Origin of the sequence: Paraburkholderia sp. CNPSo 3272 (assembly GCF_024206495.1) — a bacterium.
GTDB lineage: Bacteria > Pseudomonadota > Gammaproteobacteria > Burkholderiales > Burkholderiaceae > Paraburkholderia.
In genome coordinates, this window is the sequence record NZ_JAMBPQ010000075.1 from 1 (window position 1) to 14046 (window position 14046).

Consider the following 14046-nt stretch of genomic DNA (forward strand, 5'->3'; position numbering starts at 1 on the left):
TCAATGGGCGGCATTCGCGCTCATGACTGGGGATCGTCCGTCGTCGGCGGGTCGAACATCGCCTTGCACGGTGGCGAGAGTTCATCGTAGTGCTGCTTCAGGCATGCCGCGATTTTCTCCTTGTTGGGGATCGCACGCGCGCAGAAGTGGAACGCATCGTCGCGGCACGCGTGTTCCTGCTCGCTGCGCGATTCGCCGCTGCTCGCTATCGCGAAGGTCAGACCGGCCAGCAATGCGCCCGCTTTCATCATGCGATCGAACGGTTCCCTCATGGCGTTCTCCTCGTGATGCGTAGTCCGACGCGACCCTGCAAGAGCCATTCCCGGCACGCCGCTTGCAGCGCTGCCCTCACTGCCACGATGAGGCCCTGCGCCCAAGCAGCGGAACGCCATGAATTCACCGATCATCCAAATCCTCGCGCTTTGCTCGGCGACTGTCATACCCGGCATCCCCCTGGCCGCTCATGCGGACGACAGCGCGAGCCCCTGCGCCGCGCTCAAGCGCATCGTTGCGGCGGCGCCGCAGCAATTCGCGTCACTGAGTCCTGACGACGGGCGCGCCGTCGCGCAACCCTATGGCGACGACGCGCAGTGCGCGACGAGCGGCGGGAATTTCCAGTGTGTCTGGAGTGCGCGCGACGCAGGATCGGGGACGAACGCGCTCGAAGGGGTAGGTGCCGACATTGCCTCGTGCCTGCCCGACGCAACGCACGACGTGAACTCGCCTGGCCGCCAGCACTTCTATCTGGGGCAGCGCGGCAGCCGGACCGAGATCACCGCACAGACCGACGGCTCAACGCGCGTGAAGCTGAGCGTTTCGCATCAGTAGAATGCCATCGGCCAAACGCGTGCGAAGCCGGCAGCTCGAGACGTCATCCATCAAGAGCCCGCGGCCGCACGTCGCCGCGTCGTGGCCGCCGCACTCCGCGCTGCGCCATACCGGCGGCCGGTGAGCACCGTCTGCACGACCACCGCAGCGAGCAGGAATGCGCCGCTCGCGAGGTTCTGATAGTAAGGACTCAGCGTGCCGACCTGGTTGATCACATTGTCGATGACACCGAGCAGCAGTACGCCGGCCAGCGGTCCGGCCATCGTTCCCACGCCGCCCGTGAGCAGCACGCCGCCGATCACAGCCGCGGCGATCGACTGCAGTTCGTAGCCGGTTCCCGCCCCCGACAACCCGGAGTCCAGGTGCGACGCCAGCAACGCCCCCGAGAGACCGGCGAGTGCACCCGACAATGCGTAGGCGAGTATCTTCACGCGCTCCACGCGCACGCCCAGCATGCGGGCCGCCTCTTCGTTGCCGCCGATCGCAAAGATCGCCGCGCCAAAGCGCGTGTGATTGAGCAACGCGCCGCCGAGGGCATAGACGACCACCAGCAACCAAATCAGATTGTTGACACCGAACACCGAGCCATTGGCGATGCGCGCGAAGAAACCCGGATTGGCAATCAACAGATCCTGACTCGCGAGCACGAGCGCGAGCCCCTTGAGCCCGAGCAGCGCAGCGAGCGTGACGATGAACGGCGCCATGCGCGCGCGGGCGATCAGCACGCCGTTGACCAGACCGACGACGAAACCCGCCGCCACGGGCGCGAGCACCGCGGCGCCCCATCCATAGGGCGCGGCATAGGCGGCCAGCACCGTGCCGAGTCCGACCATCGACCCGACCGAAAGATCGAAGCCGCCCAGGATGATGACGATGCTTTGCCCCACGGCGACGAGCCCGAGAAACGCGCCGTTCGAGGCGATATCCGCGAGGTTCGCGGGGCGCAGGAAGTCGGGAAACACCATGCCGGCCACGAGCGCGACGACCACGAGCATCGCGATCGCCCCGCGCGCCTGCACGAACGCGATCATTTGCGCGCGCCGATTGGCGCCCGGTGCGGCGGCGGTTTGAGCTTCCCCTTGTTTGGCGTTTTGCATCGCGTCAGCCCCCCGAGCGCTGCAGATAAAGCGCGACGACGATGAATACCGCTTTGAGGATCTGCGCGTAGGTGAAGCTGATGTTGTTCATGATGAAGCTCGCGTCGAGCACCTGCAGGAGCAGCACACCGAACACCGCGCCGACGATCGAGATGCGGCCGCCCGAAAGCGGCGTGCCCCCGATGACCGAGGCGGCAATCGCATCGAGTTCGAAGTTCACACCGACATAATTGGGATCCGCCGCGCCAAGCCGAGACGACGCGAACACGCCGGCGAGTCCGGCAAGCGTGCCGCTCACCGCATAGACGAGAAAGAGCGTGCGCCGCACCGGAATGCCCGCGAGAAACGCCGCGCCGCGGCTCGCGCCCACAAGGATCGCATAGCGCCCGAAGGTCGTGCGCCGCACGACGAACGCCACCACGAGCGCGAGCCCAAGCGCGATCAGCATAACGATCGGCAGCGGGCCTAGTGCGCCGGCGCCGAGCAGATCGAACGCGGGCGTGTCGGGCAGATTCACGCGCGAGCCGCCCAGCAGCGCCTGCGCGAGTCCGCGCGCGGCGACCAGCAAGGCGAGGCTCGAGATCAGCGGATCGATGGCGAGCAGCGCCACGAGGAGCCCGTTGCACAAGCCGACTACGGCGCCCACCGCGACCGCGCCCACGAGCGCCGGACCCACGCCATACGGCAGGAACACGGCAATCGAGGCGCTGGCGAGCGCCATCACCGATCCCACGGAGAGATCGATGCCGCGCGTCGCGATCGCGAGATTCTGGCCCAGCGCGATCAACACGATCGGCGCTGCCTCGAACAGCAGGCTGCGCGCCGCGAACGGATTCGAGAAGCCGGGCGTAACGGCCAGATTGAATGCCACGAGCGCGGCGAGCGCGAAGTACACGCTATGCTCGCGCAGCACGGTGCGCCAGGTCTGCGCACGCGCCGCTACGCCGGACGCGGGCGAGACGGAACGGTTCGAGGAATTCGAAGGATTCGAGGGGCTCAAGCTTGCCTCGTTCGATTCAAGGTTGGTCGCCATTGGAGCGGTTGTCGTGGATTGTGGCGGGTTTGGCGCGGAGTCGCTCACACGGTGCCGTCGCCGTGGTCAGCGCTGTGGTCAGACCCGGCGCCGGCCAGCACGGCGAGCACGTCGTCGGGGAGCGCCCCAGCGGTTGGCATGCCGCCCTCGGTCGCGCCTTCGTTGAGCACGACGAGGCGATCGGTCAGCGCAAGCAGCTCCTCCATCTCCGACGACGTGACGACCACCGCTAGCCCCTCCTGCGCAAGCTCCTGCACGACGCGATGCACCTCCTCCTTCGCGCCGACGTCGATGCCGCGCGTGGGGTCGTCGAGCAGCAGCACCGTTGGGCGGGTCGACAGGCAGCGCGCGATCAGCGCCTTTTGCTGGTTGCCGCCCGAGAGCGTCGTGATGAGTGCGCCGGGTCCGGCCGTCTTGATGCCGAGCCGGTCGATCGAGTCCCGCACCACTTGCGCTTCCTTCGCACGCGAGATGAAGCCGAAGCGCGAAATGCGCGGCAGCAAGCTCGCGACGATGTTCTCGCGCACCGAGAGACGCGCAAAGATGCCTTCCGCGCGGCGGTCTTCGGAGAGGAAAGCGAGACCGCGTCCGATCGAGCGCGCCGGGTTTGCATGCGTGAGCGCGCGGCCCGCGATATCGACCTCGCCACCATCGGCCTTTTGCGCACCGAAGATCGTTTTGAACGTTTCCGTGCGGCCCGAGCCGAGCAGCCCGGCCAGGCCGACGATTTCCCTTGGGGCCACGCGCAGCGACACGTCGCGCACGCGGTTGCCCCACTGCAAATGGTCGACGGCGAGAGCAGGCGTGGCGTCGGCATCGGCACTGCCCGAGCGCTCGGCCCACGCGTGCTCGCCCGCGCTCTCGCGGCCCAGCATGGCCGCGATCAATGCCGCGCGCGGCAGTTCTGCGGGCGTACCCGTGCGCACCACGGCGCCGTCGCGCATTACCGTGAAGCGATCGCACAGCCGGTAGCATTCGGAAAGCCGGTGGCTCACGAACAGCAGCGCGATGCCCTCGGCGCGCAGGCGATCGACGACTTCGAACAGCACGTCCACCTCCGCGCCGCTCAGGGCCGAAGTCGGTTCGTCGAGGATCAGCACGCGCGCGCCCAGCGAAACGCCGCGCGCGATCGCCACCATCTGCTGCGCGCCGAGCCCGAGCGAACCGAGACGCGCGGCCGGATCGACCGCGAGCCGGTAGCGCTGCACGATGTCGGCGGCGCGCTCGAGCATGCGCTTCCTGTCGATCAGGATGCCGAAGCGTTTCGGTTCATGGCACAGAAAGATGTTGTCGGCCACGCTGCGCTCCGTTATCAGGTTGATTTCCTGATACACGGCGCACACGCCCGCGCCCTGCGCGGCGCGCGGACTGTCGAACGCGACGTCTGCGCCGTCGAGCGTGAGCGCGCCCGAGTCGGGCTGATGAAAGCCGGTGAGGACCTTGATCAGCGTGGACTTGCCCGCGCCGTTCTCGCCCACGAGGCCGTGCACCTCGCCCGCGCGCAGCGTGAGCGAGACGTCGCGCAGCGCGCGCACCACGCCGAAGGTCTTCGAAACGCCGTGCGTTTCGAGCACGGCGCGCGGCGTGGCCGCGGCGGAACCGGTGCGACCGGTGCGATCGGCGGGGGCGCTCGTCGTCATCGTGCGGACGCAGCTCAGTAGACCTTGCCCTGCGCGAGCGACGGCTGCGCGTTGTTCCGGTCGAAGAGCGCGTCGTCCATGATCTGCTTTTGCGGCACCGGCCTGCCCGCGAGATAGTCTTCCAGCGACTTGAAGGCGAGCGGACCGAAGCGCGGGTTCGTTTCCACGTCGGCGGCGACGATGCCGTTCGAAATGTCCGTGACGATTTCCTTCGTGCCGTCGATCGAGACGATCTTCACGCCGTTGAGCTTGCCGGCCTGGCGCAGCGCCTTGATCGCGCCGACCGTCATCGTGTCGGCGTGGGTGTAGACGGCGTTGACGTCCGGGTGCGCGAGCAGGATCTGCTCCATCACCTTCTGCGCTTCGGTCGTCGACCAGTTCGCGGTTTGCGCCGCAATGATCTTCATGCCGGGATAGGGCTTGAGGCCGTTCGCAAAGCCGTCCGTGCGCTGGCTCTCCACCGTGTTGCCGTAGCCGCCCTGGATCTCGGCGATGATCGCGTTGGCGCCCGTGGCATCGGCCAGCGCCTTCGCCGCTCGCTCGCCCTGCTTGTAGAAGTCGGAGCCGAGGAACGTGATGAAGTCGTCGCACGCCGTGCCCGCCGTCTGCCGGTCGATCGTCACGACGGGGATGCCCTTCGCGCGCGCCTGGGCGAGCGCCGGCTGCAGGCCCGTGGAGTCGTTGGGCGCAATGATGAGCGCCTCGGCGCCCTGGTTGATCATGCTTTCAATGTCGGCGACCTGCTTGGCCTGGTTGGCGTTCGCGTTCGTATAGAGCAGGCGCTTCACGCCCGCTTCCTTCGCCGCTGCGCGAACCGAGGCGGTTTCGGTTGCCCGGAACGGGTTCTGTTCATTCTCCGACTGCGAGAACCCCACCACCATGTCACTCAGCTTCTTGCCGCCCGGCTTGGGGTTCGTGCAGCTCTCGCTGGAATTCGACTGGACTTTCTGTGCGCCGGCATTGGACTGCGCGTGAGCGCTGGCGGCGAACGCGCTCGCCAGGCAAAAACCGGCGGCAATGAGGGCGGACTGGATTCGTTGATGACGCATGGCTGTCTCCTGTGTCGGCCAGAGCGCATGCGGCAGCACGGACTCCGGTCTCACGCAAAGCGATGAATGACATCGGCGGTGCTGGCCTTCGGCCCCACCGCGGTTCTTGTTGTCTTTCTTGATTCATCCAGCACGACGCGCGCTGCGCCGCACCGAATTATTACGGCCACTGCTTCAACTAATATTACCAGTCAATTTTCGGAAATATTAATGAGGGTATTCACGGGGGAGGCGGCGTCTGGCGCGCACACCGAGGTCCGTTCGATGAGCGGTCCGTCGAGCTTGACGGTGCGGTGGCGCACCGGCGCGCCGGCGCTGCGGTTCTGCTCTTCCTGCAGCAGCGTCTCGACGGCCCAGCGCCCAAGCTCGTAGTTGGGTAGCACGACGGTGGTGAGCGGCGGGTGGGTGTGGCGCGCGATTTCCTGATCGTCGTAGCCCATGACCGAAACGTCTTCGGGCACGCGCAGCCCGAGTTGCTTGAGCGCTTCGATCGCGCCAATCGCCGTCAGGTCGTTGGCGCAGAAGATCGCGGTGGGCGGATTCGGCTCGCGCATGAGCGAGAGCGTGAGTTCGAAGCCCTTGCCCGAACTCCAGTCGCCGTCGCGCACGAGGCGTTCGTCGAACAGCAGGTCGGCGGTCGCGAGCGCCTGGCGATAGCCCTTCAGACGGTCTTTCGCGGCGTCCTGCCAGGTTTCGCCGTTGATGAACCCGATGCGCCGGTGCCCCGCTTCGATCAGATATTCGGTGGCCGTATGGCCGCCCGCCACTTCGGCGGGCACGACCGAAGAGAGCGCGTGATCGGATGCATAGCAGTTGAGCAGCACGGCCGGCACCTTCAGCAACGCGGGCGGCACCGTGACCTTGCGCGTGTACACGGTCGCGTAGATCACGCCAAGCACGTTCGGCATGGCGAGCGTCTGCAGCACCTGCTGCTCCATCTGTGCGTTGCCATGCGTCGAGAACACCGCGAGCAGACAGCCGTTGTTCCAGGCGGCGTCGCGCGCGCCGTCGATGCTCACGACCGGGTGCGGACTCGTCGAGACTTCGTCGGCGAGATAGACGATGAGATTGCGCTCGCCCGCGGGGGCGGGCGTCTGCACTGCGCGGATCGGCAACTGGTAACCAAGCGAGTGCGCGACTTCATGCACCTTCAGGCGCGTCGCTTCGGAAAGCTTGGCGCCGACAGCGCCATTGAGCACGAGGGAAACCGTCGATTGCGACACGCCTGCGGCCTTCGCGATGTCGGTCATGGTCGGGCGGCGTTGCGTCGATTTTTTCATCGGATCCGAGGGGACTGCGGGAGGGCTGCGCGCGCTCTGAGCCGCGCTGTTGGCCCGAAGCGTAGCACTAATAATTTTGGCCATCAATTGGCGTATATCATCACTTTATGGCTCCATCATCAGCGAATTGAGCGCCTATATTATCTTTTATTAGTAATAAAACGATGCACCGGAGAACGCTCATTTGACTGCCCGACCGCCACCCTCGTCGCCCCCGGAGATCGCGTTCGACGCCGCCGCGCTCGACGACGGCCAACTCGTCACGCTGGCCCATGGCGACGTGCGCGCGCTCGTCGCACCGCACGTCGGCGGCTCGATCGCGGCGTTCTACGACGCGGCCGGCCAGACCCCTGCGTCACACTGGCTGCGCCCCGCCACGCGCGCCGCCATCGACGCGCGCGATCCGCTCGGCATGGCGAGCTTTCCGCTGATGCCGTACTGCAACCGCATTCGCGACGGGCGATTCCGCTTCGAAGGGCAGATGATCGACTTGCCGAGCGGCACCGGCGCGCTGCGCCACGCGCTGCATGGCCACGCATGGCGGCGGCCCTGGACGGTCGAGGCGCAAACGGCCGATACGCTCACGCTGCACTTCCTGCACGAGCCGAACGCGCCACATGAAGCGCGTGAATCCCACGGATCGCACAAAGCCGGCTCACACGCCGGCACAGGCTGGCCGTTTCGCTACGAGGCGCGCCAGCATCTCACGCTCGACGCCAGCGGCCTCACCGTGCGCCTGTGGGCTCGCAACCTCGCCGCGCGGCCCATGCCGTTCGGTCTGGGCCATCACCCGTACTATCCGCGCCCGCCCGGCACGCGCATCGCCGCCCGCGTGCGCGCCATGTGGGAGATCGACACGGAAGTGCTGCCTGTCTCGCTCAGCGCCCACCCGGCCGTCGACGCCCTGCAGGGCGGCCTGATCGTCGACGACTTCGATCTCGACAACAACTTCTCCGGCTGGCGCCGCGAGGCGGTCATCGAGTGGCCGCACGAAGGCCGTCGCCTCGCGCTGCGCGCGAGCACGCCGCTCGACTTCTTCGTGGTCTTCTGCCCGCCCGGCCTGCCGTACTTCTGCGCGGAACCCGTCAGCAATACGACGGACTGGCTCAATCTGCGTCACGAAGGAACCGTGCAGCGCATCGACGTGGGCGGGACCGTGCTCGCGCCCGGCGAAACGCTCGAAGCCCAGCTAGCCTGGCAACCCGAGCGGACCTGAAGCAGCCAGTCGCTCACATGCCCGCGCCGCCTTGCCCACCCGAGCGCACGCCCGCCAAGGGCGCGCCGTAGCCGCCCGCCTCGGCGTTGTTCGGGTGGCCGTTCGCGAGTTGCCCACGCGGATCGGTGGGACCGACCGGCATCTCGCCGGCCTGGCGATTGCCATGGGTCGGGTATTCGCTGCCTGGCTGCGCGCCCGGCATGAGCGCGAGGCTATTTTGCGGCGTACGCAGGTCGTCATTCGGCGCGAGCTGGGCAAACACCTGGCCGGGCGCACCTGCCAGCATCGCGCTTGCCATGAGGCACGGCGTAACCGCGTGGGGGAAGAAAGATTTCATCTGGCACTCCTTGTCGCGCAACGCGACACGCTGCAGCACGCGCGTGCTCGCCGTGCTGCATTCAGGCTAGCAGACGGCCGCCCGCCACGCCCGATCATGATCTTCAGCAAACGCCGCGCTGCGGTTACTATTCCAGGTTGTAAGGCAAACCAGAAAAAGCAGCTCGCCACGGCGGGCCGATACAACGACAACCTCGGTTGACAGGAGACAAAACCATGGACCAGCCGCGTGCCGTCGACGTCCAGACCTTCATCAACGAACATCCGTTCTCGCCGTTCCAGTGGTTCATTTTCGCGATGTGCTTCGTGATCGTCCTGCTCGACGGTTTCGACACCGCCGCGATCGGCTTCATCGCGCCTTCGCTGCTCGGCGAATGGGGCATCCCCAAGCCCGCGCTCGCGCCGGTGCTGAGTGCCGCGCTCTTCGGCCTTGCTTGCGGCGCACTCGTGTCCGGACCGCTTTCCGATCGCCTCGGGCGCCGCGCCATGCTGGTCGGCTCGGTGCTGCTGTTCGGCGTGACCTGCCTCGTTTCGGCGTTCTCCACCAGCATCGGCGAGCTCACGTGGCTGCGCTTCATTACGGGCGTGGGTCTCGGCGCCGCCATGCCAAACGCGGTCACGATGATGGGCGAGTTCTGCCCGGACCGGAACCGCGCCACCGTGATCAATCTGATGTTCTGCGGCTTTCCGCTCGGCGCAGCCTGCGGCGGCTTTCTCGCGGCGTGGATGATTCCGCATTTCGGCTGGCGCAGCGTGCTCATGCTCGGCGGCGTGACGCCGCTCGTGCTCGCCGTGCCGCTCTTTCTGCGCATGCCGGAATCGGTGCGCTACATGGTGGCGAACCAGCGGCCCGTCGAGCGTATTCGCGCCGCGCTCGCCCGCATCTCGCCCGACGCCGCCAGGGCGCAGGTGTTCACGATGACGGAGCACGCCCCGCAGACGCAAAGCAAGGGCCTCGGCGTCGTGCTTTCGCCGATGTACCTCGTCGGCTCGGTGATGCTGTGGGTCGCGTATTTCATGGGGCTGGTGATCTTCTACGCATCGATCAACTGGATGCCGCTCCTGCTCAAGGACTCCGGCCTCACGGCCTCGAGCGCCACGCTGATCTCGGCGCTCTTCCCGCTCGGCGGCGTGGGCGCGGTGCTGAGCGGCATGCTCATGGACCGCTTCAACGCGAACCGCATCATCGCCGCGTGCTACGTGCTCACCGCGCTTTCGGTGTGGTTCATCGGCCAGGCGGCGGGCAACGTGGCCCTGCTCGTGCTCGTGGTGTTCGTGGCCGGCGTGCTGATGAACACGGCGCAATCGTCGATGCCCGCGCTCGCCGCCGCGTTCTATCCCACCCAGGGTCGCGGCACCGGCGTGGCCTGGATGCTCGGCATCGGGCGCTTCGGCGGCATTGCGGGCTCGTTCCTCGTGGCCGAACTGGCGCGCCGGCACTTCACGTTTGCAGGCATCTTCGCGACGGTCGCCGTCGCCGGTCTAATTGCCGGCGCGGCGCTGCTCATCAAGCAGGCCGCGCGGCCGCAGGCGAGCGGATCGTCGGCGGCAAAGACGGAGTCGTTCGGGCACTGAGGCCCGCTGGCGTGTCGCGCGTTGCGCCGTGCCGCAGCCCACTGGGCGGCGCAATCCGCGGAACGTCAGCCGCCGAGCGCGCCGAGATTGAGCGTGTGCGAATGGCCGATCCACACGGCGGCGTCACGATGATCGCGCAGGGCATCGGTGGTGTTCGGATGCACGAACACGTCGAGTGCGCCGTGATTGAGTGTGAGCCATTCGACGACCGTCGTGAAATGCGCTCGCGTAATGGCGAGCTGATACGACCACATCGGATGCGGCCCGACCGGGCGCTCGTGAAAGCGCCCGATCTGCACGATCTCGCCGAAGCGGGCATCGATCGCCTCGCGCAAGGTCCATGCGGCGTCGCGCGTCGACGCGTCGAAATAGACGTGGGCGTGCCAGCTCGTGATTTCGGCGGGATCGAGATAGTTCATGGCGGGAGCAGGAATGCGGTGAAGGTCCGAGCCGACATTGTCCATCGAATGCTCGCACCGCGCAGGCGAACGCACCGCGTCAGGTTTCAGTGCGCGCCGTTCGAATACGTGTCGCCTACCATCAGCCGAACGATCTCGTCGCCATCGGTGTCGATCACGCGCCGCTCGCCCGCCACTTCGCCGCGCCGCAGCACGACGATGCGCTCGGCCACGGCGAAAATATCGTGCAGGTTGTGCGAGATGAGAATCACGGCCACACCCTGCGCCTTGAGTCCGCGAATCAACTCCATCACCTTGCGTTGCTCGGGCACGCCGAGCGCCGCCGTGGGCTCGTCCATGATGAGCACGCGCGCGTTCCAGTAAATCGCGCGGCCTATCGCAATGGCCTGGCGCTGGCCGCCCGAGAGCATTTTCACGGGCCCCGTGAGCTTGCGCGGCGGAATCACGATATCGAGGCGCTCGAGCACTTCGCGCGCCACCCGCGCCATCTGCGGCCGGTCGATCACCTGGAAGCCGAATAGCCGTCTCACAGGCTCGCGGCCGAGGAAGATGTTGCTGCCCACATCGAGATTGTCGGCAAGCGCGAGATCCTGATAGATCGTTTCGATGCCCTGCGAGCGCGCATCCTGCGGATCGCGCAGCTGGAGCGGACGCCCCTCGAAATGCAGATCGCCCGCATCGGCGCGATACACGCCCGAGAGGATCTTGATGAGCGTGGACTTGCCCGCGCCGTTGTCGCCCGCGAGCGCAAGCACTTCGCCCGGCATGAGCCGCAACGACACGCGCTTGAGCGCCTCCACGCCGCCAAACCGGATCGAGACGTCACGCGCCTCCAGAATCGGCGTGGCGCTCTCACCGCTCATTCCGCGCCTCCGAGCCGATCCTTGTACTGGTCGATCAGCACCGAAAGAATGATGACGATGCCGACCACGATGAATTGCCAGAACGCGTTGACGTCGATGAACACGAGCCCGAATTCGATCACGGCGATGATGAGCGCGCCGATCAGCGTGCCGATGACGTTGCCGGTGCCGCCAAAGAGACTCGCGCCGCCGATCACGACCGCCGCGATCGAATCGAGCAGCATCGGCTCACCCGCATTGGCCGCGCCCGCGGCGAAGCGCGCTGTGTAGACGATGCCCCCTATCGCCGCGAAAGCCGCCGCAATCAGGTAGATCTCAAAAAGATGACGGCGCACGTTGATGCCCGCGCGCATCGCCGACTGCGGATTGCCGCCTATCGCGTAGGTGTACTGACCGAAGCGCGTTTTCGAGAGCACGAAGTGCATGATGACGAGCAGCACGGCCGTGAGAATCACGGGCGTCCAGCCGGTGCCGAGCCACGCGAGCCCAGGATTGTTCACGGAGACGGTCATGCCGCTGCCCGCAGCGAGAAAGCCCACGCCGCGCGCGACCCCATACATGCCGAGCGTGCCGATGAAAGCGGGCACACCGAGGCGCGCGATCAATACGCCGTTCACGAAGCCTGGAATCAGGCACACGAGCACCGTGAGCGGAATCGACATCAGCAAGATCCACGGCGATTCGCCGCCGGGAATCGTGAACTGTGCGACGCACACCGCCGCGAGTCCCATCACGAAGCCCACCGAAAGATCGATGCCCGCGGTGATGATCACAAAGGTTTGACCGATGGCCAGCAACAACGGCGCGCTCGCGGCAAGCCCGATCGACTGCAGGTTGTACGCGTTGAAGACGAACGACCGATGCGCCGAGATGCGCGCCCACGCCTCGAAGAAGACGAGCAGCGTGCCGAGAAAGAGCCACGGCCAGACCTTGCTGACGAGCGCGAGCCTGTCGAGTCGTTTGTCGTTCATGTGGCTCTGTTCGCGTGGCTTAGTTCGAGTAGATGTACTGCTTCATCTCCGGCTTGTCGATGTTCGACTTGTCCAGCACCACGAAGCCCGTGCCCTTGTAGGTGGGAATTTTCTTGCCGTGGCTGGCGTCGGCGGCGAACTTCACTGCGTCATAGCCCATCTCGTCGGGAAGCTGCGCGATGGCGATATCGACGAGGCCGCTTCTGATCTGCTCGTCGATACCCGGCACCGCGTCAAACACGACGACCTTCACCACGCCCTGCTTGCCCGCGTTCTTCACCCCTTGCGCCGCGCCTGCGCCCGAAAACGTGTTGGCGCCGAAGACGCCCGCGAGGTCGGGATTGCGTGCGAGCACCGCCGCCACATGCGAGGCGGCGCGATTGGCGTCGTCCTCGTTGTACTGCGTCTCCAGCACCTTGATGTTTGGGTGCTTCTTCATCTCTTCCATGAAACCTTGCGCGCGCGCGTCGGTACTGGAAATGCCCGGCTTGTTGTTCTCGCAATAGACGGTGCCCTTGTCGCCGATCGCCTTGGCGAGCGCGCGCGCCGCCACGTGGCCGCCTTCCAGGTTGTCCGAAGCGACATAGGAGAGCGGGAAGTCGGCGTCGCCCTTGCCCGTTTGATAGTGGCCGTCGCCGATATAGGTGTCGACGGTGATGACCTTAATGCCGGCGTCGGCGGCTTCCTTGAGCGGGCCGATGAGCTGCTGCTTGTCGACGGGCGAGACGAGCAGTACGTCGGGATGCTTGGCGATGAACGCCTTGAGGATCGGCACCTGTTCCGTGGTGTTCCAGGCCTTCGGTACCTGGAACAGCAACTGGATGTTTTCTTCCTTCGCCGCGCGCTCGGCGCCGCGATGCATCGTGAAGTAGAAGGGATCGGTGACGCCGGGCAGCAGCGCGACGACGGGATGCGCCGCATCCGCGTGCGCCACGCCGGGCAGCGCGCCGGCGACGATCGTGGAAAGAGCCATCAGACAGCCAAGAGCGATGCGCAACATGTTTGTCTTCCTCCAGGTGAGTCCGACGCACGGCGCCCATTCTTCCCGAGGCGACCACGCCCGGCAGCAGTGGCTCAGTATACTGACGCGCACTGCCGCGGGGCCTGGTGTTTTCCTGCACTCTTTCGGCTCTTTATGCGCTTCAGATGCAGATGTCCCGATTGGTGGGACGACTGACTATTTTCATTGCAGGAACAACCGATACGCGGGATTGCTCGTCTCTTCCCAGTGCGGATAGCCGAGCGTGGCGAGGAAGCGGCGGAACTCGGCGTCCTCGGCGGCGGGCACCTGGATGCCCACCAGAATCGAGCTGTAGTCGGCGCCCTGGTTGCGGTAATGGAAGAGGCTGATGTTCCAGTTCGGCGCCATCGACGAAAGAAAGCGCATGAGCGCGCCCGGGCGCTCCGGAAACTCGAAGCGGAACAGGCGTTCGTCGTGAGCGAGCGGCGAGCGCCCGCCCACCATGTAGCGGATGTGCTGCTTCGACAGCTCGTCGCCCGTGAGATCGACGCTCGGAAAGCCGTGATCGACGAAGGTCTTCGCGATCTGCTGCGACTCGCCGCGGTTGCGGATCTGCACGCCCACGAAGATGTGCGCGCGCTCGGCGTCGTCGATGCGGTAGTTGAACTCGGTCACGCTGCGCGTGCCGACCAGCTCGCAGAAGCGCTTGAAGCTGCCGCGCTCCTCGGGGATCGTCACGGCGAACACCGCTTCGCGCGCCTCACCCACCTCGGCGCGC

The 14046-nt window shown here is 66.3% G+C and carries 14 protein-coding genes and 1 pseudogene; 3 read left to right on the forward strand and 12 right to left on the reverse strand.

The window, feature by feature from the left end:
- Positions 1-20: 20 nt before the first annotated feature.
- Complete coding sequence (locus M3I53_RS37295; RefSeq protein WP_254320743.1) at positions 21-251, reverse strand: hypothetical protein; 231 nt, start codon at positions 249-251, stop codon at positions 21-23.
- A 139-nt stretch (positions 252-390) separates the two neighbouring features.
- On the opposite strand from M3I53_RS37295, the gene M3I53_RS37300 reads away from it, so the two are divergent.
- A complete protein-coding gene (locus tag M3I53_RS37300; RefSeq protein ID WP_254320733.1) occupies positions 391-828 on the forward strand; it encodes a hypothetical protein in 438 nt (145 codons plus the stop codon).
- 50 nt (positions 829-878) lie between these two features.
- On the opposite strand, the gene M3I53_RS37305 is transcribed toward M3I53_RS37300, so the two are convergent.
- The 5 genes from M3I53_RS37305 to M3I53_RS37325 all read right to left on the reverse strand — a co-directional run bounded on the left by M3I53_RS37305 (position 879) and on the right by M3I53_RS37325 (position 6927).
- Positions 879-1925: an ABC transporter permease gene (locus tag M3I53_RS37305; RefSeq protein ID WP_254320734.1), complete on the reverse strand. Its 1047-nt coding sequence runs from the start codon at positions 1923-1925 to the stop codon at positions 879-881.
- A 4-nt stretch (positions 1926-1929) separates the two neighbouring features.
- A complete protein-coding gene (locus M3I53_RS37310) occupies positions 1930-2925 on the reverse strand; it encodes an ABC transporter permease (protein ID WP_254320735.1) in 996 nt (331 codons plus the stop codon).
- A 77-nt stretch (positions 2926-3002) separates the two neighbouring features.
- On the reverse strand, positions 3003-4598 hold the full coding sequence (locus M3I53_RS37315; RefSeq protein ID WP_254320736.1) for a sugar ABC transporter ATP-binding protein: 1596 nt from the start codon (positions 4596-4598) through the stop codon (positions 3003-3005).
- 14 nt (positions 4599-4612) lie between these two features.
- A complete protein-coding gene (locus M3I53_RS37320) occupies positions 4613-5647 on the reverse strand; it encodes an ABC transporter substrate-binding protein (RefSeq protein WP_254320737.1) in 1035 nt (344 codons plus the stop codon).
- Positions 5648-5838: 191 nt separating this feature from the next.
- The gene (locus tag M3I53_RS37325) at positions 5839-6927 is read right to left on the reverse strand and encodes a LacI family DNA-binding transcriptional regulator (protein WP_254320738.1); all 1089 of its coding nucleotides are present in this window, start codon (positions 6925-6927) and stop codon (positions 5839-5841) included.
- A 184-nt stretch (positions 6928-7111) separates the two neighbouring features.
- On the opposite strand from M3I53_RS37325, the gene M3I53_RS37330 reads away from it, so the two are divergent.
- Entirely contained in the window at positions 7112-8143 is a 1032-nt protein-coding gene (locus M3I53_RS37330; RefSeq protein ID WP_302058007.1) for an aldose 1-epimerase, read from the forward strand.
- Between the two features lie 13 nt (positions 8144-8156).
- Here M3I53_RS37330 and M3I53_RS37335 read toward each other — a convergent pair whose 3' ends face one another.
- Positions 8157-8480: a hypothetical protein gene (locus M3I53_RS37335; RefSeq protein ID WP_375542637.1), complete on the reverse strand. Its 324-nt coding sequence runs from the start codon at positions 8478-8480 to the stop codon at positions 8157-8159.
- A gap of 215 nt (positions 8481-8695) precedes the next feature.
- On the opposite strand from M3I53_RS37335, the gene M3I53_RS37340 reads away from it, so the two are divergent.
- Complete coding sequence (locus M3I53_RS37340) at positions 8696-10054, forward strand: MFS transporter (protein ID WP_254320739.1); 1359 nt, start codon at positions 8696-8698, stop codon at positions 10052-10054.
- A 65-nt stretch (positions 10055-10119) separates the two neighbouring features.
- Here M3I53_RS37340 and M3I53_RS37345 read toward each other — a convergent pair whose 3' ends face one another.
- The 5 genes and pseudogenes from M3I53_RS37345 to M3I53_RS37365 all read right to left on the reverse strand — a co-directional run.
- Positions 10120-10473, reverse strand: coding sequence for a DOPA 4,5-dioxygenase family protein (locus M3I53_RS37345; RefSeq protein WP_254320746.1), 354 nt, complete (start codon positions 10471-10473; stop codon positions 10120-10122).
- Positions 10474-10559: 86 nt separating this feature from the next.
- Complete coding sequence (locus M3I53_RS37350) at positions 10560-11336, reverse strand: ATP-binding cassette domain-containing protein (RefSeq protein ID WP_254320740.1); 777 nt, start codon at positions 11334-11336, stop codon at positions 10560-10562.
- Entirely contained in the window at positions 11333-12307 is a 975-nt protein-coding gene (locus M3I53_RS37355; RefSeq protein ID WP_254320741.1) for a ribose ABC transporter, read from the reverse strand. Before M3I53_RS37355 ends, M3I53_RS37350 begins: the two co-directional genes overlap by 4 nt.
- Before the next feature lie 19 nt (positions 12308-12326).
- The gene (locus M3I53_RS37360; protein ID WP_254320742.1) at positions 12327-13307 is read right to left on the reverse strand and encodes an ABC transporter substrate-binding protein; all 981 of its coding nucleotides are present in this window, start codon (positions 13305-13307) and stop codon (positions 12327-12329) included.
- A 183-nt stretch (positions 13308-13490) separates the two neighbouring features.
- Positions 13491-14046, reverse strand: a pseudogene (locus tag M3I53_RS37365) (threonine ammonia-lyase, biosynthetic); the annotation flags it as partial.